This window comes from Granulicatella sp. 572.rep1_STHE (assembly GCF_001073445.1).
In the GTDB taxonomy this organism is placed as follows: Bacteria; Bacillota; Bacilli; order Lactobacillales; family Aerococcaceae; genus Granulicatella; species Granulicatella adiacens.
In genome coordinates this window covers 14,193-32,043 of record NZ_JVBO01000018.1, presented here as the reverse complement: position 1 = coordinate 32,043, position 17,851 = coordinate 14,193, and the positions used below count along the sequence as shown (strand labels likewise).

Here is a 17,851-nt window from a genome sequence, read left to right as displayed (position 1 = left end):
ATGAGGAAAGATAGGGTATCACAAAAGAGACTAATCGCGTGGATTAGTCTCTTTTAGGTTGTTAGTGATTATTTTCCGGGATTCTTAGGATCTAGACCCCAAGTTTGTTCGATAAGTGAAATCATCGTTACAATCGTCTTTTTGTCTCCTTCAAAAGAAGCGGTATAGACTTTATCCCCTTTTTCGAAAATCCAAGTAAAGTAGTATTTTCCGTCTTTCATTAAGAGTTGTAAGAGGTAAGCATCCATTCCGGATACTTTTGTTTTAGTACCTTGGATTTTATCAACATTTTGTTGACCACTCCAGTTAGCCGCTAGACGATTGGCAATCATCTCTGCTCCCCAAGTTTCTCCTTCACCAGGTTTTGCTTGATCTTGAGTGAATCCATTTAATGTAATAATGTTGTACCCATCGAGTGCTGAGTACTGGAATTGTGGTCCACCATTCACATCTTTAAAGTTGACCCAATCTTTAGGAACATTGACGTATCCAGCATCGTCTCGTCCAACACGTTGAGTGTCATTGAGTGAGATTTCTTTTTCTTCCGAAGAAGCTCCTGTTGTTGTCGTCGCTTGAGTGGTTGCTTGCGTAGTTGTTTCTTTAACAGCTTCCGTTGTTTGTACGGTCGTCGTTTCTTTTGTTTCTTTAGTAGAGTTACCGCATGCTGCAAACACAAGTGCAGAAAGAACAGTAACAGAGCCTAATAAAATTTTGTTTTTCATTATGATTGTTCTCCTTAATGTTGTTGTCACACGGTTATTTTACCATTTTCCTTTTGAGTTTAAAAGTGCATTTAATATTACAAGAAAAACTAATACATACTCTTGTTGTTTTATGACTAATTCCTATTCCCTTAAGCGATATGATGAATTATAATTAAAAAAATCGTTATCATTTGATTATAGATATAAGTGGGAGGAAATTAAGAGTGAATAAGGCTTATTTATTAACTTGGAATCCAGATAATTGGAACTGGCCTGATTATAAGGAAAAGGTGCAAGCTGTAAAAGAAGGTAAGACAGTCATTGAACCGTGGACGAGTAGTAGTAAACAACCAAATGTAGGGGACCAAGTATTCTTATTAAAAACCAAAGTGGGAATCATTGGCCACGGACATGTTGAAAAAGCTTCATATGAAGCGCCTCATTATGATTCTAAGAAGGCTGAAGAAGGACAGAAAACGAATCATATTGACGTTAAATTTGATTGGTTAATGGATGAAATTGATAATAATTATATTTCGCTTGAATTACTAGAAAGCGTGTTTCCGAAGCAAACATGGAGACCACAATCTTCAGGTATCGAAATCAAAGAAGAATATATAAATAATTTAGAGAAAGTTTTTCAACAAGTAAAATCAATTCCAACCACTCGCATTGATTTTGAAGCTTTATATACTTTTTTGAAAAATGATTGCAGAAGAATTTACAGCGATCCTGAAAAAGCAGGTGACAAAAAATCAGAAATGGAAGAAATAAAAAAAGTTGGGCAAACAGCTTATCAAGCATTTAACAAATATGGGAAATTTATTGAGAAGTTAATCCCTGGTTATACGATGGGAAAATCAACTGGTTGGCAAAATTCTGGAAGGCTGATGAAGTACTTTTGGATAGAATTTAAGAAAGTCGGCTACGATGACTTAGCGCATAGTATTTCTATTTCAATGAATGCATATCCAGAATATAACAAGCGAAAGGGAGTAACTCTATCTGTCAGAGTTGAAGCAAAAGATTCTCAGTGTAAAAAGGATTCTATTTTTTCTGAAAAAGAAGTTTATAAAATTCACAATAGTATTCTAGATATTCCTATCAAAAAAACTGACAACTTGTATTATCAAGCAAGTGTGAAATCTAGATATACGGATACATTCAAAAAATTTGGTATTGATGCAGAGGAAGTACGTAAGGAACTTGATCAATTAGAAAAAGTTCAAATCGTTAAGGAAATAACAGGACCATATAAAGAACAGAACACCTCAGACATTTTAATGCAAACTGTTCAAGCAATTGCTGAACTAATGCCTTACTATGAACATATTTTAGAAGTTAGAGAAAACAGAATTAAAGAAAAAGAGGGCAGTTTGATGATAAATGAAGAATCAGAAACGATATATAATTCAAATCAATCAGGAAATGATATCGCAAAAAACACCATATTATATGGTCCTCCAGGAACGGGGAAAACGTACTATACTGCCTACTATTCAGTTGCAATCTGTGATGATGTTCCCATTGAAGAATTGGAAGAAAAACCTTACGGAGAAGTGTTAGAAAGATTCAATACATTAAAAGCTGAGGGAAGAATTGCCTTTACAACCTTTCATCAATCGTATGGGTATGAGGAGTTTATTGAAGGAATTAGACCCGTAATGGCAGGAGAGGAAGAGAAGAAATCAATAGAATATGAAATAGTCCCTGGAGTATTTAAGGAATTCTGTGAAGAATCTGTTCACGTTGATAAACCTTGTGTCTTTATTATTGATGAAATCAATCGAGGAAATATTTCTAAAATATTTGGCGAGTTAATCACTTTAATTGAGGAAACAAAGAGAAAAGGTGAAACAGAGGGGTTGAGTGCTTTCTTACCATATTCTCAGGAAGAGTTCGGAGTTCCAAAAAATGTTTATATTCTAGGAACAATGAATACGGCAGATAGATCCATTGCATTGATGGATACAGCATTGCGTAGAAGATTCAACTTCATAGAAATGATGCCAGATTGCAGAACCATTAAAGATGTTGTAATTCGTCAAAATGAGAAAGAAGTTAATATTGGTAATGTCTTAGATATTATCAATCGAAGAATTGAATTTCTATTTGATAGAGAACATACAATTGGACATGCCTTTTTCACCTCTCTGAAAAATGATAATTCAAACTCAATTGAGCGATTAGCTGCTATCTTTAAAAATTCAATCATTCCTCTATTACAAGAGTATTTCTACGATGATTATGAAAAAATTCGCCTTGTGCTGGGTGATAATCATAAAAAAGATGAGCAATTCCAATTTATTAAAAAAATAAACATTGCACCAAAAGAATTGTTTGGGGAGTCTATTAGATTAGAAAGTACAGCTGTGTACTCATTGAACGAGGATGCTTTAGGTAAAATTGAAAGTTATCAAGGGATTCTTTTGCCTCAACAAGAGAACTAGTCGGGTGATTGTATGAATGATAAATTATTATCCATTAAAGAGTTTGAGTTTATCACATCGAATAACAGCTATGCCGAAACAGGAGATAACATCCATTATCTCTCAGAAAGATATTTTAAAGAACTAGACGATTTTATTCGAAATCAAGAGAGTACAGATGATGAAGGGAATCCTCTAGATTTTCTAAGAGCTAGAACTGTCAAAGGAATAGGAAATGTCATTCAAGCAAAGAATTTTGTAGGTCTCATACAGCTAGAAAGCGGATGTCAGATTCAGATTCTTCCAAAAGTAGATTTTGGTACGAACGATACAGGGAAAACTACAGAAGAAGTATTTATAGATATGTTAAAGACTATGAAAGATTTCCCAGGGAAAGTGTTTAGTTCTGCAAATTTAAGAACAGAGAGTGTTAATCTATATGAGATTTTTATTAATATGTATCTGTATCAATTATCTTTACTTACCCGTAAAGGATTGAAATCTGCATATATTTCTCAAGAAGATACGTTGAACGTCTTTAAAGGGAAATTATTGGTTAATCGACACCTTAAAGAAAATATCGGACATGCAGAAAGATTCAGCCTGGCTTACGATGAATTTAATTTAAATCGACCTGAGAATCGATTGATAAAATCGACGTTATTAAAATTACAGAAAATCAGTACGAGTTCTAATAACTTAAAATCCATTCGACAACAATTAATCTATTTTGATTTGGTGGCTCCCTCTTGGAATTATGCAAGTGATTTTGACGAGGTTCAGATTGACCGAACTACAAAGGATTATGAAGAAATTCTGGCTTGGAGCAAAGTATTCTTGATGAATAAGAGTTTCTCGATCTTTTCTGGAGATAATAAGGCACGTGCTTTATTATTCCCGATGGAAAAAGTATACGAATCATTTGTATCGATGCATATCGTAGATATTTTCGAAAGAGAACACTATTCAGTATCTACTCAAGATACGGGTAGATATTTACTGAAAGAAGAAAATCGTAATATATTTTCGTTAAGACCGGATATCGTTGTTAAGGATAAAGAAGAAAATACCATTATTATGGATACCAAGTGGAAACGATTATATGATTCTCCACAAGAAAACTATGGTATATCTCAGACGGATATGTATCAAATGTATGCATATTCGAAAAAATATAATGCGAATAAGGTTTGGGTGTTATATCCAAGAGTGAACGAGTTAGAAAATAGAATCATTGAATTTAGAGATGAGGATACAAAAATCCATATCTTCTTTGTTGATGTTTCAGAGATTAAAAAGAGTATCAAAGAACTATTGAGAGAAATTAAAGCTTAAGTATATTAGTTTTGAGATGATAAACATACTATTTCTAAAATTAATCTTATTCTCACTAGGAATCACGTTTTCAACGTTCGGATATCTCATCGTGTTCAAAAGGCAGTATGGGCTCATCAATGATTTCAAAGCACGGAAGAAGGCGGGGAGCCAAAAGGATGCAGATGCGATTCGAGTTGGGCAAGTTGAGTTAATCCTAGGGATTGGATTGCTTGTACTATTTGTGTTATTAATGATATTTACGTAGAGGAATACTATAGAAAGTGAGTTTGGCAGTGAAGGAATTAGCATTAACATTAGAAGATACGCAGTGGGAGAAGACAACGATTACGCATGATCGAAAAATCGTGCGAGCAATCGTGATAGACAAAGAGGGATATTTTTACTTCGTGCGGGTACACCGCGATGATATCTTCGGGACTGGCGTTTTTATTGAAACAGCTGGAGGGGGCGTGGAAGAAGGGGAGTCAACAGAAGAAGCCATCCACCGGGAACTAAAGGAAGAACTGGGTGTTAAGGTAGAGGTCCTTTGTAAAATTGGTCTAGTCAGCGACTACTATAATCAGATTCACCGTCATAATTTAAATCATTACTATCTTTGCCAGATCAAGTCTTTCGGAGAAACCGAGATGACTCCGGAAGAACAAGAGGAATTTCAATTGTCGACATTAAAGATGACTTATGAAGAGGCTGTTTCTGAGTATCAAAAGTGTGCTTCTAAACCATGGGGAGCGCTTCTTGCAAACCGTGAATTACCGGTTCTTGAATGGGCGAAAGAGTGGTTAATTAGCGTAAAATAAAATGAAAAGAAGAAAAAGTAATCATAGTAGGGGAAGCCTATTCATGGTTACTTTTTTTATCGAATATTTTCTTAATAAAATCACAAATTCAACTTGTAACTACCAGTTGGTTTTGCTATATTAAAGGTGCATATAAATCGGTAAACAATAAGGTTAGGGATTGTTTTAGGTTTTGTTGCAAACGCTTACTAAAAATAAAACGAAAGGAAGTCGAAAATCTTATGGGTAAGAGATTTTTTGATAAAAAATGTAAGTACAGTATTCGCAAATTTTCAGTAGGAGTCGCTTCAGTAATGATTGGGGCTACTTTTTTTGCATCTCCGGTTGCTTTAGCAGCAGAGGTAGAAGGGGAACCAAGCACCGAAAATGGGGCTATTAGTGAGGCACCTTCCTTAAACCAATTGCCGGACGAAGTATTAAAAGCGATTGAAAAGGCAGAAAAAGAGGGGCAAGCAAACAAAGCTGAAGAGGAAGCTTCCGCTGCTCCAAAAGAAGGAGCAGCCGCATCTGAGACTGGGGAAAATCAACCTTCAAAAGAAGAAACAGCTAAGCCAACTGAAGCAGAAGTGACAACCGTTGCAACGCAGGCAAAACCAACTGAAGAGACAACTGCTACAGAAGCTCCAACAACAACGACACCGAATACAGCAACAGAAGCAACAACGAAGCCACGTGAAGTAAATGGAACGGTGGAGAAAGCCGACCAATTTACAGCAGATAAGCCAGCAACGAGAGAAGAAATTGACGCTGCGAAAAAAGAAGTGACGAAAAAGGAATATACCGTTTTCCCAACACCACAAAAGGTCACCTATGGAGAAGGGGTAACTGCACTAGAAGGGAAAGTAAATCTGGTATTTAGCGATAGTTTAGATATCTATACACGTAATCGTGCGAAAGAGATTTTACAAGCGAATCAAGTTTCTTATACAACAAGTGCAAAAGAAGCAGAAGGCGCTACGAATATCTTCCTAGGGGTTCATGGGGAATCTTCACTAGCTGAAAAAGAAGTTCAAGATGTTTCGAAAGATTTATACAATAAAATTGACGCCTATGTTTTACAAGTCAAAAACAATAAAATATCCATTGTCGGAAAAGACACAGACGCGGTGTTCTTTGGCCTTACAACCTTGAAACATATGCTCAAAGATTCACCAACTCCTGTTCTTCGTGATGTGACGGTAGAAGACTATGCAGAAGTGAAAAATCGTGGGTTTATTGAAGGATATTATGGCAATCCTTGGACGAAGGAAAACCGGGAAGATTTAATGAAATATGGTGGCGACTTAAAATTAACGCAATACTACTTCGCACCAAAAGACGATCCATATCACAACAAAAAGTGGCGCGACTTATACCCAGAGGAAAAACTAGGAGAAATTCGGGACTTAGCTCGTGTCGGAAATGAAACGAAGACACGCTATGTATGGACAATCCATCCATTCATGCATAACAAAATGCGCTTTGAAAACGACGAGAAATATAAAGAAGATCTTTCTGTCATCAAAAATAAATTTACACAATTACTCGATGCAGGGGTTCGTGAATTTGGGGTGCTTGCCGATGATGCTGCTTGGCCAGTCGGTGGATACAATAGCTATATCCGTTTAATGCGTGATTTGACAGATTGGTTAACGGAAAAACAAAAAACATATAGCGGTCTTCGTAAAGATATGATTTTTGTACCTGCTTGGTATATGGGACAAGGGACAGAAGATGAACTTCGCACACTTAACGAACATCTTCCAGAAACAGTCCATTTAACGTTGACAGGGGGGAAAGTATGGGGAGCTGTGGACCAAACCTTCTTAACAAACTTGAAACGAAATTTGACAGAAGGTGGAAAGAAATATCGTCCAATTCACTTCTGGATTAACTGGCCATGTAATGACAATACAAAACAACACTTAATTCTTGGTGGCGGAGAAAAATTCTTGCATCCAAATGTTGATTTGTCGCTTTCGAATGGAATTATGCTGAATCCAATGCAACAATCAGAAGCTTCCAAAGTAGCGCTTTTTGACATGGCTCAATATGGCTGGAAGCAATGGAGAAGTGCACAAGAAGCAGAACAAATTAATGACACCGCCTTTAACTATGTGGTCAATGGTAATTTTAAAGACAGTGAAGTTTCTAAAGCCTTCCGAGAACTTGGAAAACATATGCGAAACCAAAACAGACCTCCTCATGTTACAAAATTAGAAGAGTCAGTAGAGCTTGCACCTAAATTGACCGCCTTTTATAACAAATTGAAGTCAGGTCAAAACTTAGATGCAGAAAGAAAAGAATTAAAAGAAATTTTTGCCCAATTGAAAGCTGACGCGATTCTTCTAAAAGAAAAAGGGGATAAGAAACTCATTCACCAAATTCACTATTGGTTGGACAATACAGTAGACCAAATGAATGCGCTCGAAGCCCTCTTAACGGCAACAGAAGGACTGGCAGAAAAGAATGATGCGAAAGTGTGGGATAACTACTACGCAGGATTGAAGCATTATGACCAATCCATTAGTTATGCATTCTTCTATGTAGATCACTATGAACGTGCTGAATTTGGAGTTCAACATATTCGTCCGTTTATTAATAATCTAAAAGAATATTTAGCAACGCATATTCAGACGATGCTTCGCCCAGATAAACTGGTAACTACATTTATTACAAACCGTGCAGGTGCTGAAGGTGGACTAGCTGAAGTCACAGACGGGGACTACGATACACATGTAATCGTGAAGACGACAACCGTAATTGAACGAGATGACTATGTGGGATTACGTTTCAACAAAGCGATTAAGATTCATACGCTCGGATTTGCCACAGGAACCAAGACGGCCGATAACTACACATTCGGTAATGCCGTTGTTGAATATCAAAATGAGCAAGGGGATTGGGTAGCGCTCACGACTCCCGCCTATACAGGTAGAGAGCGTACCCTTGAGTTTAATAATCTAGATATTACTGCACAAGCCGTTCGAATGCGTGCAACTGCTAAAAAGGATAATGCGTGGCTTGCCATGCGCGAAATTGCCGTCAATCGACCACTAGAAACGGGTAGCAAGAAGGTAAAAGCAAATATCACCTTAAGTTCTAATCTAGTGTATAAATATGGAACTAGTGTCGTTCAAATGCAAGATGGAAATGCGACAACAGAATCTATGATGGCACATGCAAACCAAACCAATGTCACCCCAGAAAATGCTTGGGTACAAATGGATTTAGGGGCAGCAAAAGCTATTAAACGAGTACACCTTGTTCAAGGAGAACGCGATAAATTAGCAGCGGGTGTCATCGAATATTCGACAGACGGAACTGATTGGACGACGCTTCAAACATTAGCTGGAGAAAGAACGAGTGATATTATCAAAGAATTTACAGCGCAATTTGTGCGTGTTCGCAATACACAAACCTTGAATAAATGGTGGAGAATCGCGGACTTCACGGTAGATGTTTTCACTCCAAATACGGATTTGACCGTTACAAGTGTGGATAGCTTGAAGGAAACGCCAGTCGCTGATAGCCGTGGACGTTATGAAATGACATTACCTCAAGGAACCAATATTCCAGCAAATGGATATCTTGGAATGAAATTAGACCGCCTACATGAAGCTTCTTCGATTACTCTGGAAGATGCAGGAGAAACAGGATTAACACTAGAGTACTCTGCCAATGAAGTCGAATGGTATCGTGCAGACGAATTGCCAGAACATACCTTCGTTCGTTATGTTCGTCTCGTGAATAAGACGGATAAAGACCAAGCGCTTCCTGCTGGTAAGTTAATTGTGAAGACAAAAGAAGTGGAACCAACCGAACTTCAATCAACCACAATGGGCATCCACCAATATTATGGAGCAAATGACGTACGTCGCATTCACAATATAGGTCAATTATTTGATGGAGATTACAACAATTTCGTTGAGTTTTCCGATTATCAACGTAAAAATGGTGAAATCGTGATGAAACTCGGTACCACTCGTCAAGTGAAGAAGATTCGTGCATACATCCAAGATGCGGAACGGAATTATTTACGAGATGGTAAGATCCAAGTCAGTGAAGATGGTAAGAACTGGACCGATGTGGTTACAGTGGGTGACGGGGTCGAAAATGAAATTCGTGACAACTCTCTAACGGATGGTTGGACACATGATGCGGCTAAACCTGGAAACCGTTATATTGAAGGAGTTCTGGATAAACCAGTTACTGCTAAGTTTATGCGTGTGCTCTTTACAGCGGATTATAATGCACGTTTCTTAGGCTTTAGCGAAATCGAAATCAATGATGGTGAGTTTATCAATCCTGAAAATAATCCTACAGTGACAGGAAGTGGAACAGAAGACAAAGATAACTTGAAGAAACTTTTAACGGATGGAAATGTATTAACTAGTTATGCGACAACAGAGAATAAGGGAGAACTGGTTTACCACTTATCAGAAGAAACAGCTGTAAATCACGTTCGGTTAATTGCAGATGTCCCAGAAGGAACCACTGTAAAAGTCAAAGTGCGTACATTGAATGAAGCAGGAGAATCTGTGTGGAAAGAACTGGGTAAAGTAAAATCTAGCTTCCAAACATTTGCACTTCCAGGAGAAAATCCACGAATTCTTGACGTGAAAGTTTCTTGGGAAGGTGGACCTGCAGAGTTCTACGAATTATCAACCTTTACTAAAGCAGTCACTCCAGATGAAATTCAACAGCCTGAACCAGACAAACCAGTAAAGCCACTAACGCCAATTGATTCAACGGTTGCTAAACGAGAGTTGAAAGACGAGGCTACAGGTGTGATGATTTCGGGGTCAACCACGGCACTAGAGCCAGTGAAAGACTTAGCAGTTCAAAAAGTTCTTGCTCAAACATTGGATGGCAAAAAATATGATGCGTATGATATTCGTTTAGGAGGAAAAGCAGGCGGCTCTGTTCAGCCAAATGGAACAGTTGCTGTGACGGTTCCAGTGAAAGCTGATGCGGAAGTAGAAACGATTTACTACATTACTCCTGAAAAACGATTGGAAGCTTTAACGTTTACTCAAAAAGATGGAAAAGTAACCTTTAATACGACTCACTTCAGTATTTACGCAGTTGTGTATAAAGGAGCCGTTGCTGTAGCGAACCCAACAGCACCGACAACACCAACGGCACCGACGAGTCCAACATCGCCAGTAACGCCGGGGACTCCTACAACTCCTTCTACACCTCCAGCTGTAGCTTTCGGAGAACCAGGTAGAACGACTCCAGCAGGTGAAAAGCCAGTTGCTAAACCTGAAACCGTCAATGGAGCTGTTGCAAATCAACTTCCAGCTACTGGAACAAGTGATGCAAACACTTCTCTCTTTGTCACAAGTTTAGCGCTTGCCCTTGGAACATTGTTCTATAAAAAAGGAAAAGAAGAAGCGTAATCTTAAAAAGTAAGACAGTAAGAGAAAGACCTAGCTGAAAAAGCTAGGTCTTTTCATATAGATTCAGAAAACATCTTCGCAAGGTATATTTTGTAATGGGATAACTCAAAAATAAGTCAAAACCACTATTGTATTCGAGTTGAGGGAGGTCTATACTGAAACTAATTAGGGTTTTTTTAATAAAGTATATTAGGGGGAATTAGGGTGAAAATTCGTTCGAATTGGAAATTGGGGTTATTGATTCTGGCTGGTGTTTCTTTAGCAGCATGTGGGGGGCATAAAGAAGATGCGAAGTCAACGACAGAGACGGTAGTGAAAGTGACAACAGTTGAAACTACGACAGTGGCACCTGCTAAATTACCAGATTCTTTGCTTCCTTTTAAGAAAGAGAAACAATTGGTATTGGGAGAACTGGATAAACTGGAGCGTTCTACGTCAGCGCATATTCAACTGAATATTAAAGATAAGCCAAAAGCTAAGAGAGAACCAAAAATTAGAGTGGATCCAGTTGGTTGGCATAATTATAAGATGCTGATTGATGATTCAGGAAGTGGGAAAGAAGCGTGGCTCATGAACCGTGGTCACTTAGTAGGGTATCAATTTAGCGGTCTTGATAACGAGTTACGTAATTTAACACCAATGACAGCCTTATTAAATACGGGAAGCCTGTCGGACACGGATTCCGCAAATCAAACTGCAATGTTATTCTATGAGAATAGTCTTGCGGATTGGATTAATGCGCATCCGAATGATTGGTTAGATTATAAAGTGACGCCAATCTATCAAGGGGATGAATTGATTCCACGTCAAGTTGAATTGCAGTATGCGGGAATAAAAAGTGATGGAACTTTGATGAAGATTTCTTTTGGGACAAAACAAGAGAAAACAGATGAAGATGGTGTAACTCATGTAATTCTAGAGAATACATCACCAAATGCCAAAATTGACTATGCGACGGGGAATGCGGAACCATTATTTGCTAAGAAGAAAGTTGAAACTACTGTTGCTCAGACTGAAGTGGTGACTGAAACGACGGTAAATCAAGAAGAGTATATTACAGTCTATGTAGCTAAAAAAGGGAAGTCAGATGTTTATTGGTACTATAAGGAAAACATGCCAGCAAACACAAACAAAAGGAATGTTGTAGAAATGACAGAGGCAGAAGCAAAACGCCAGGGGAAAGTTCATACGTCTAAAGAAAAGAGATACAGACCATAAGTATAATGAGCGCCACACAAATTGAGTGGCGCTCATTTCATTTAATCTTCCTTCACTAAATACCCTAATTTATCGAGGGCATCTTCGATATAGTCGAGGTCTTGTTGGTTTTCAGCCTCAACTAGATGATAATGTACGCCGTCTGTTAAGGATGACAGAGGGCGGAAGTCTTCTTGATGGATTTGTTCCAAGAAGTGTTGGACGTCGCGGCGACAGGTCAGTTTCACAAGAGTCTGAATTTCACCATAGACTGGATGGTCGATTTGAATATTTTGGACACGACCTCCATTATCGACGATCGCTAGAAGTTCACTTTCGATAGCCTCGGTATCGTGTTTGACCTTGAAGAGGCGATGAACGTACGGCGAGCTCTCTTGTTCCTTGTAGACATATCCGCGGTTCGTCGATAGAATCGTGACCCCATCAGCGCGGAGAAGCGCGATGTCTTGAACGATAATTTGTCGGGTAACGTGGAAATGTTCCGCTAAGCTTTGCCCATTGAGTGGTTTTGGAGCTTCTTTCAAGAGCTTTAATAACTCAGATTTTCTTTCTTTTGGCATAGTAGACCTCTTTTAGCGTCTTTTTTGTAAAACTTTATACACCACTAGTGCTAATTCATAGTCTACCATACTGTGAATCACTGTACCAAATCCGACTAAGACGAAGAGGACGTAAAACATGCTTTGAAGATCTGTCCCTGAAACCGAGTAGAAGAGCACACAAGCCAATACTTCACCGACTGCGTGAATAAGCGCAAGGACGAAGTTGAAAATCCATGATGCTTTACGGTTTTCAAGCGTCTTTGGATGCTTTTGTAAGAAAAAGGCCCCAAGTGTCGCAAAGAGAATATGTGACAATGCACGGAAGACAATCACAAGCGGATAAGCGCCAGAGATAAAGAACCCGTATGAGGATCCAAGAACGACAAAGATGGCCATCCAAGGATTTATAAACATTGCAATAAAAATCGCAACGTGACTTCCGAGGGTATATGAAGCTGGTGGAATCACCAATTTCAGTGGCATCGCGATAGGAATAAAAATAGCAATCGCGGTTAATAGTGCGGTAAGTGTCATAAAACGAACATTTTTCATCAGAATAAAACTCCTTTTTATTTACTGTATATACAGTAGTATAGTTCTGTGTATACAATAAATCAATAGGAAAAAGTAATTTTCCGCTTAAATTCCGATCATAATTCGCTTGATTCTATAAAAAGTATCTGCATACATAGAAAATTATATTCAATAGTATCGCTTTATTTTTGGACACAATTCTATAAAAGGCCCTCTTCCAGTGATTTCTTGAAAAAAACGGTATTGTACTATACTATTAGAAGGTAGAAATTCAAAGAGCAAGGAGCTTATTATGAAACAAAAATTCGGAATTATTTTAGCTGCGGGTAAAGGAACTCGTATGAAATCTTCCCTTTACAAAGTAATGCATCCCGTTTGCGGAAAACCAATGGTAGAGCACGTTGTAGACCAAGTTGAAAAAACAGGAGCAACAGAAATCGTTGCGATTGTTGGGCATGGTGCTGAAATGGTGCAAAACCACCTTGGAGACCGTGTTTCTTATGCCGTCCAAGCAGAACAATTAGGAACAGGACATGCTGTTTTGCAAGCAGAATCTCTCTTACAAGGAAAAGAAGGAACAACGATTGTCATCTGTGGAGATACTCCATTATTAACAAGCGAAACTCTTTCAGCGTTAATGGAGGAGCATGAACGCACAGGGGCAAAAGCAACCATCCTTACAGCAATTGCAGAAGATCCAACAGGATACGGCCGTGTGATTCGTGATACTGATGGTTCCGTTCTTAAAAACGTAGAACAAAAAGACGCAACTCCTGAAGAACAACAAGTAAAAGAAATCAACACGGGTACTTACTGCTTCGATAACGTAGCTCTTTTCAGTGCTTTACATGAAGTTGGTAATGACAACGCTCAAGGAGAGTACTACTTACCAGACGTATTAGAAATCTTGAAGAAACGTGGAGAAGTCGTTTCTGCGTACCCAATGAAAGATTTCGACGAAGGAATGGGCGTCAACGACCGTGTAGCTCTTTCAAAAGCGGAGAAATACATGCGCCTTCGTATCAACGAAGAACATATGCGTAACGGGGTTACTTTAATCGACCCAGAAGCAACGTATATCGAATCAACCGTTCAAATCGGTGCGGACACTGTGATTGAACCAGGTGTTGTCTTAAAAGGGAAAACAGTCATCGGATCAAACTGTTTCATCGGAGCACACAGCGTGGTTCGTGATAGCATTCTTGAAGACGGCGTTCGTCTGGTAGCAGCGAACATCGAAGAATCTCATATGAAAGTTGATAGCAATGCTGGTCCATTTGCACACTTACGTCCAAATTCTGTATTAGGTGAACGTGTTCATGTGGGGAACTTTGTGGAAGTGAAGAATTCTATACTAGGTTCCGACACGAAGGTAGGTCACTTAACGTATGTCGGAGATGCAGACCTTGGAAAAGACATTAATGTCGGTTGTGGAACAGTGTTTGTAAACTATGACGGAAAAAATAAACACCGTGCAACAATTGGAGACCATGTATTCATTGGATGTAATGCGAATATCGTAGCTCCTGTAACAGTTGGAGATGACGTGTTCATTGCTGCGGGTTCAACCATTACCCAAGATGTTCCAAATGGAGCATTAGCCATTGCTCGTAGTCGTCAAGTGAACAAAGAGGATTACGCTTCAAAATTACCGTCAGGAAAAAAAGATTAAAAAATTTTTTGAAAAAGTTTATCAAAATTATTCAAATATTAGGCAAAAAACTGTATTATAGAACTATAAAATAAACTTCGGGGGTTATCATTGTGGAACATTATTCCGATCCTAATTTAAAAATATTCGCTTTAAGCTCAAATCGTCCTTTAGCAGAAAAAATCGCTGAAGAAGTAGGTTTAGAACTTGGTAAAGTGTCTGTGACACAATTCAGTGATGGAGAAATTAAAATCAACATCGATGAAAGTGTTCGTGGATGTCATGTTTACATCGTTCAATCAACTTCTTATCCAGTAAATGATAACTTAATGGAATTATTAATTATGGTAGATGCTTTGCGCCGTGCAAGTGCAAAAACAATTAATATTGTAATTCCTTACTACGGATATGCTCGTCAAGACCGTAAAGCACAATCTCGTGAACCAATTACCGCAAAATTAGTTGCGAACATGATTACTCAAGCGGGAGCAGATCGTGTGTTAACACTTGATTTACATGCTGCTCAAATTCAAGGCTTCTTCGATATTCCAGTGGATCACTTATTAGGAGCTCCACTACTTGCAAACCATTTCTTAGAAAATAACTTTAAAGACAAAGATATCGTTGTTGTTTCTCCTGACCATGGTGGAGTAACTCGTGCTCGTAAAATGGCTGAGTTCTTACACGCACCTATCGCGATTGTGGATAAACGTCGTCCAAAAGCAAACGTGGCAGAAGTGATGAATATCATCGGGGAAGTCAAAGGGAAAGTTGCCGTATTAATCGACGACATGATTGATACAGCTGGAACCATTACTCTTGCAGCACAAGCGATTAAAGATGCAGGTGCGGAAGAAGTATATGCTTGCTGTACACACGCCGTATTATCTGGCCCAGCTTTAGAACGTATCAACAACTCAGTGATTAAAGAAGTTGTTGTAACAGACTCAATCGAAGTGCCTGCAGAAAAAACAGGTGGAAAAATTGTTCAAATCAGCGTGGACCAATTAATGGCGGAAGCAATTCGTCGTATTCACGAAAACCGTTCAGTGAGTCCGTTGTTTATTGAGAAATTTACTATTTTAGATTAATAAAGAATTGTTAAAATAAATGAGCCGAGGCTAGGGTCTCGGCTCGTTTTTCTATATACTGAACCAAAGGAGGCTATAATGGAGAAAGAAAAAAGAAACCGTTCAGGATGGATATTTTTGATTTCTTTTATAGGGTTGATTCTGACGATGGTATTTTTACATGAAAAAAATCCAGATATGCCTTACTTTGAAGGGAAGAGTCTTATTGAAAATGGTATTCTGCTCCTTTTTTCATTGGGGACTCTTGGAGGAGTTTTTCTAATGAGTGTAGATTATTGGAAATCAACTCTAAAGAATGTAGCCATCCTCAAGGCCAAAGAAAAAACGCCTGAATCGCTCGGGGAGTATTATCAAATAAAAGCAAAGGCCGTTTTTAAAGTAGGGATTTCGATCGGAATCGCATCCCTAATAATAGGAATCTCATCACACTTTATCCCCGACTTATTCGTTATTGCGGAAGCGACTTTATTATTTGGGTTAGTCACCTGTTTGTTGTCGCTAGTCCCTAAATCGCTAGCAAAACAAATTTTAAAACAAAGTCAAAAATAGTATCGAGGTGATAATGCATGGATAAGAAGAGAAGAAATGCTTGGAGATTGTTTCTGATAGGAATGGCACCTCAAGTGCTTACTTATATTATGGTTTTATTACCTCATTATGAGTATGGTGGAGGATATGGTGCAGCGTTCATCGTGTTCATCCTGTTCCCTATCGGATTGATGTTAGTAGGCATTAGTTTCTTACAGTTTTTAAGGATTTCAATTGCTGAAAAATCATTAAAACACACAGGTTGGATAATGCTAGTTATTCTTCTCTGGATTACTTTTGTTATTTTAAATGTATCCGGCGTTATTCAATTACCGTCAAATACAATACCTATTAAGTAAGGGAAAGAAAATTATGGAAATTGAAAAATTAAAGAAGACAGCAAATAACTTGATGTGGTTTGGGTTATTAACACAATGGATTCTGTTATTTTCCCCTATTACGAGGAGAGTTGGCATGGGAATTGGAATGGGGCTCATTTTATTGGTCTTACCACTTTTAATTCTAAGCGTTATTCTCAGTCTTTTATTGTTCTTGTACATTTCGTATGAAGAAAAATCGTTTAAAAATACGTGGGGACAACTACTCATTATGAGCTTGTGGTTAGGGTATGAAGCATTACTTTACACTCAAGCCCTCGGGTAAAAACAGGAAAAATCTTTTATAATCCAACAATAGAATCATGAGAAGATGATAGGGATGTTACGTAAGTGGGCTAATGGATTTATGTGGACAGCGTGGGGATTCGTATTTATTACAATGTTGCTTATGGTTTCATTTGTGATAACTTCTAACAATAAATTAAGTGTGATGACGCTGGGATAAATCATTGCGGGGATCCTCTTTTTGATTAGCTTTCTTTTGTTTTCGTGGATTACGATTCAGAAAAAATCATTTGCAGAAACAGGATGGTAATTAGCTTTAACCGGAGGATTTCTCCTCACCTATGTACTCGTTCTAATAAAAATCATTCTTTAAGAGGAAACAAATAGCGATGACCATCGGCGGGACCTTCTGGATGGGGATGAATTATTGGAGAAAAACGCATCAGGAACTTGTGAAGTTGCAATATACATCGGTTACACCTGAAACGATTGAAGATTATTACAGAGCAATTGCAAAGGCTGTTCGTAAGGTCGGTATTTCTGTCATTATTTTTTCATTCATGCTCGGTGTGTTATCGCAGTTCAATAGCGTTTTTGAAGTGATTGGGTTGGTGGTGTTCTTATTTGGAATTGCCATTTGTTTCTTGTCGCTAGCTCCAAAATCGCTTGCCAAACAAATTCAGAAACAAACTATTTGATAATGTTGGAGGTTTTGAATGAAACTAGAGAAAACAAAGAAAATCGCAGAAGTCTTGATGTGGATCGGGTTAGTGCCACAATGGATTTTCATGACCAGTCGTGGCGTTCCAGGAGGGCTATTGATTGCCATCTTCATTATGCCGATTTTCATGCTCATGACGTTTGTGAGTTTCTTGATGTATGTTTTAATTGCGATAGAAGAAAAATCGGTTAAAGACACTTGGTGGCAGCTACTGGTCACAGGCGCTTGGAGTACCTTTTTGTTATTGTTATTCACGGGAGTAATTAGATTTTGATAAAAAAAGGTTTAGGA

The 17,851-nt window shown here is 38.3% G+C and carries 16 protein-coding genes and 2 pseudogenes; 15 read left to right on the top strand and 3 right to left on the bottom strand.

Features of this window, described 5'->3' with window-relative positions; translation table 11 throughout:
* Positions 1-68 precede the first annotated feature (68 nt).
* Complete coding sequence (locus ADH99_RS03655) at positions 69-722, bottom strand: hypothetical protein (protein WP_049554940.1); 654 nt, start codon at positions 720-722, stop codon at positions 69-71.
* Positions 723-928: 206 nt separating this feature from the next.
* On the opposite strand from ADH99_RS03655, the gene ADH99_RS10105 reads away from it, so the two are divergent.
* The 7 genes and pseudogenes from ADH99_RS10105 to ADH99_RS03625 all read left to right on the top strand — a co-directional run bounded on the left by ADH99_RS10105 (position 929) and on the right by ADH99_RS03625 (position 11,870).
* Positions 929-3,154, top strand: coding sequence for an McrB family protein (locus ADH99_RS10105; protein ID WP_053091347.1), 2,226 nt, complete (start codon positions 929-931; stop codon positions 3,152-3,154).
* Positions 3,155-3,166: 12 nt separating this feature from the next.
* Positions 3,167-4,468: an McrC family protein gene (locus ADH99_RS03645; RefSeq protein WP_049554939.1), complete on the top strand. Its 1,302-nt coding sequence runs from the start codon at positions 3,167-3,169 to the stop codon at positions 4,466-4,468.
* A 16-nt stretch (positions 4,469-4,484) separates the two neighbouring features.
* Positions 4,485-4,715, top strand: coding sequence for a hypothetical protein (locus ADH99_RS03640; protein WP_049554938.1), 231 nt, complete (start codon positions 4,485-4,487; stop codon positions 4,713-4,715).
* Positions 4,716-4,743: 28 nt separating this feature from the next.
* Positions 4,744-5,268 (top strand): NUDIX domain-containing protein, encoded by a 525-nt coding sequence (locus tag ADH99_RS03635; protein WP_049554982.1) that lies wholly within the window; start codon positions 4,744-4,746, stop codon positions 5,266-5,268.
* 221 nt (positions 5,269-5,489) lie between these two features.
* A pseudogene (locus tag ADH99_RS10705) lies at positions 5,490-5,597 on the top strand (YSIRK-type signal peptide-containing protein); the annotation flags it as partial.
* 261 nt (positions 5,598-5,858) lie between these two features.
* Positions 5,859-9,983, top strand: a pseudogene (locus tag ADH99_RS03630) (beta-N-acetylglucosaminidase domain-containing protein); the annotation flags it as partial.
* An 873-nt stretch (positions 9,984-10,856) separates the two neighbouring features.
* Positions 10,857-11,870, top strand: a complete 1,014-nt coding sequence (locus ADH99_RS03625) for a DNA/RNA non-specific endonuclease (RefSeq protein ID WP_049554936.1) — start codon at positions 10,857-10,859, stop codon at positions 11,868-11,870.
* Between the two features lie 41 nt (positions 11,871-11,911).
* Here the strand turns inward: ADH99_RS03625 and ADH99_RS03620 are convergent, their stop codons facing one another.
* Positions 11,912-12,430 (bottom strand): transcription repressor NadR, encoded by a 519-nt coding sequence (locus ADH99_RS03620; RefSeq protein WP_049554935.1) that lies wholly within the window; start codon positions 12,428-12,430, stop codon positions 11,912-11,914.
* Between the two features lie 12 nt (positions 12,431-12,442).
* On the bottom strand, positions 12,443-12,964 hold the full coding sequence (locus tag ADH99_RS03615; protein WP_005607549.1) for a hypothetical protein: 522 nt from the start codon (positions 12,962-12,964) through the stop codon (positions 12,443-12,445).
* A 274-nt stretch (positions 12,965-13,238) separates the two neighbouring features.
* On the opposite strand from ADH99_RS03615, the gene glmU reads away from it, so the two are divergent.
* From glmU to ADH99_RS03580, 8 genes are all read left to right on the top strand, one after another.
* Positions 13,239-14,618, top strand: coding sequence for a bifunctional UDP-N-acetylglucosamine diphosphorylase/glucosamine-1-phosphate N-acetyltransferase GlmU (gene glmU / locus ADH99_RS03610; RefSeq protein WP_049554934.1), 1,380 nt, complete (start codon positions 13,239-13,241; stop codon positions 14,616-14,618).
* 89 nt (positions 14,619-14,707) lie between these two features.
* Positions 14,708-15,688 carry a ribose-phosphate diphosphokinase gene (locus ADH99_RS03605; RefSeq protein ID WP_179944352.1) on the top strand — a complete coding sequence of 327 codons (981 nt, stop codon included), beginning with the start codon at positions 14,708-14,710 and terminating at the stop codon, positions 15,686-15,688.
* Between the two features lie 78 nt (positions 15,689-15,766).
* Positions 15,767-16,237: a hypothetical protein gene (locus ADH99_RS03600; RefSeq protein WP_049554932.1), complete on the top strand. Its 471-nt coding sequence runs from the start codon at positions 15,767-15,769 to the stop codon at positions 16,235-16,237.
* 17 nt (positions 16,238-16,254) lie between these two features.
* The gene (locus ADH99_RS03595) at positions 16,255-16,575 is read left to right on the top strand and encodes a hypothetical protein (protein ID WP_049554931.1); all 321 of its coding nucleotides are present in this window, start codon (positions 16,255-16,257) and stop codon (positions 16,573-16,575) included.
* 13 nt (positions 16,576-16,588) lie between these two features.
* Positions 16,589-16,879 (top strand): hypothetical protein, encoded by a 291-nt coding sequence (locus ADH99_RS10430; RefSeq protein WP_152903682.1) that lies wholly within the window; start codon positions 16,589-16,591, stop codon positions 16,877-16,879.
* A 54-nt stretch (positions 16,880-16,933) separates the two neighbouring features.
* Positions 16,934-17,059, top strand: coding sequence for a hypothetical protein (locus ADH99_RS10630; RefSeq protein ID WP_275452437.1), 126 nt, complete (start codon positions 16,934-16,936; stop codon positions 17,057-17,059).
* A gap of 169 nt (positions 17,060-17,228) precedes the next feature.
* On the top strand, positions 17,229-17,537 hold the full coding sequence (locus ADH99_RS03585; protein ID WP_049554929.1) for a hypothetical protein: 309 nt from the start codon (positions 17,229-17,231) through the stop codon (positions 17,535-17,537).
* 18 nt (positions 17,538-17,555) lie between these two features.
* Entirely contained in the window at positions 17,556-17,834 is a 279-nt protein-coding gene (locus tag ADH99_RS03580; protein WP_049554928.1) for a hypothetical protein, read from the top strand.
* The last annotated feature ends 17 nt before the right edge of the window (positions 17,835-17,851 follow it).

Coding starts and splice junctions, on each gene's coding strand:
- ADH99_RS03655 (WP_049554940.1), bottom strand. CDS start 722: ATGAAAAACAAAATTTTATTAGGCTCTGTTACTGTTCTTTCTGCACTT.
- ADH99_RS03645 (WP_049554939.1), top strand. CDS start 3,167: ATGAATGATAAATTATTATCCATTAAAGAGTTTGAGTTTATCACATCG.
- ADH99_RS03640 (WP_049554938.1), top strand. CDS start 4,485: ATGATAAACATACTATTTCTAAAATTAATCTTATTCTCACTAGGAATC.
- ADH99_RS03620 (WP_049554935.1), bottom strand. CDS start 12,430: ATGCCAAAAGAAAGAAAATCTGAGTTATTAAAGCTCTTGAAAGAAGCT.
- ADH99_RS03615 (WP_005607549.1), bottom strand. CDS start 12,964: ATGAAAAATGTTCGTTTTATGACACTTACCGCACTATTAACCGCGATT.
- glmU (WP_049554934.1), top strand. CDS start 13,239: ATGAAACAAAAATTCGGAATTATTTTAGCTGCGGGTAAAGGAACTCGT.
- ADH99_RS03600 (WP_049554932.1), top strand. CDS start 15,767: ATGGAGAAAGAAAAAAGAAACCGTTCAGGATGGATATTTTTGATTTCT.
- ADH99_RS03595 (WP_049554931.1), top strand. CDS start 16,255: ATGGATAAGAAGAGAAGAAATGCTTGGAGATTGTTTCTGATAGGAATG.
- ADH99_RS10430 (WP_152903682.1), top strand. CDS start 16,589: ATGGAAATTGAAAAATTAAAGAAGACAGCAAATAACTTGATGTGGTTT.
- ADH99_RS10630 (WP_275452437.1), top strand. CDS start 16,934: ATGTTACGTAAGTGGGCTAATGGATTTATGTGGACAGCGTGGGGATTC.
- ADH99_RS03585 (WP_049554929.1), top strand. CDS start 17,229: ATGACCATCGGCGGGACCTTCTGGATGGGGATGAATTATTGGAGAAAA.
- ADH99_RS03580 (WP_049554928.1), top strand. CDS start 17,556: ATGAAACTAGAGAAAACAAAGAAAATCGCAGAAGTCTTGATGTGGATC.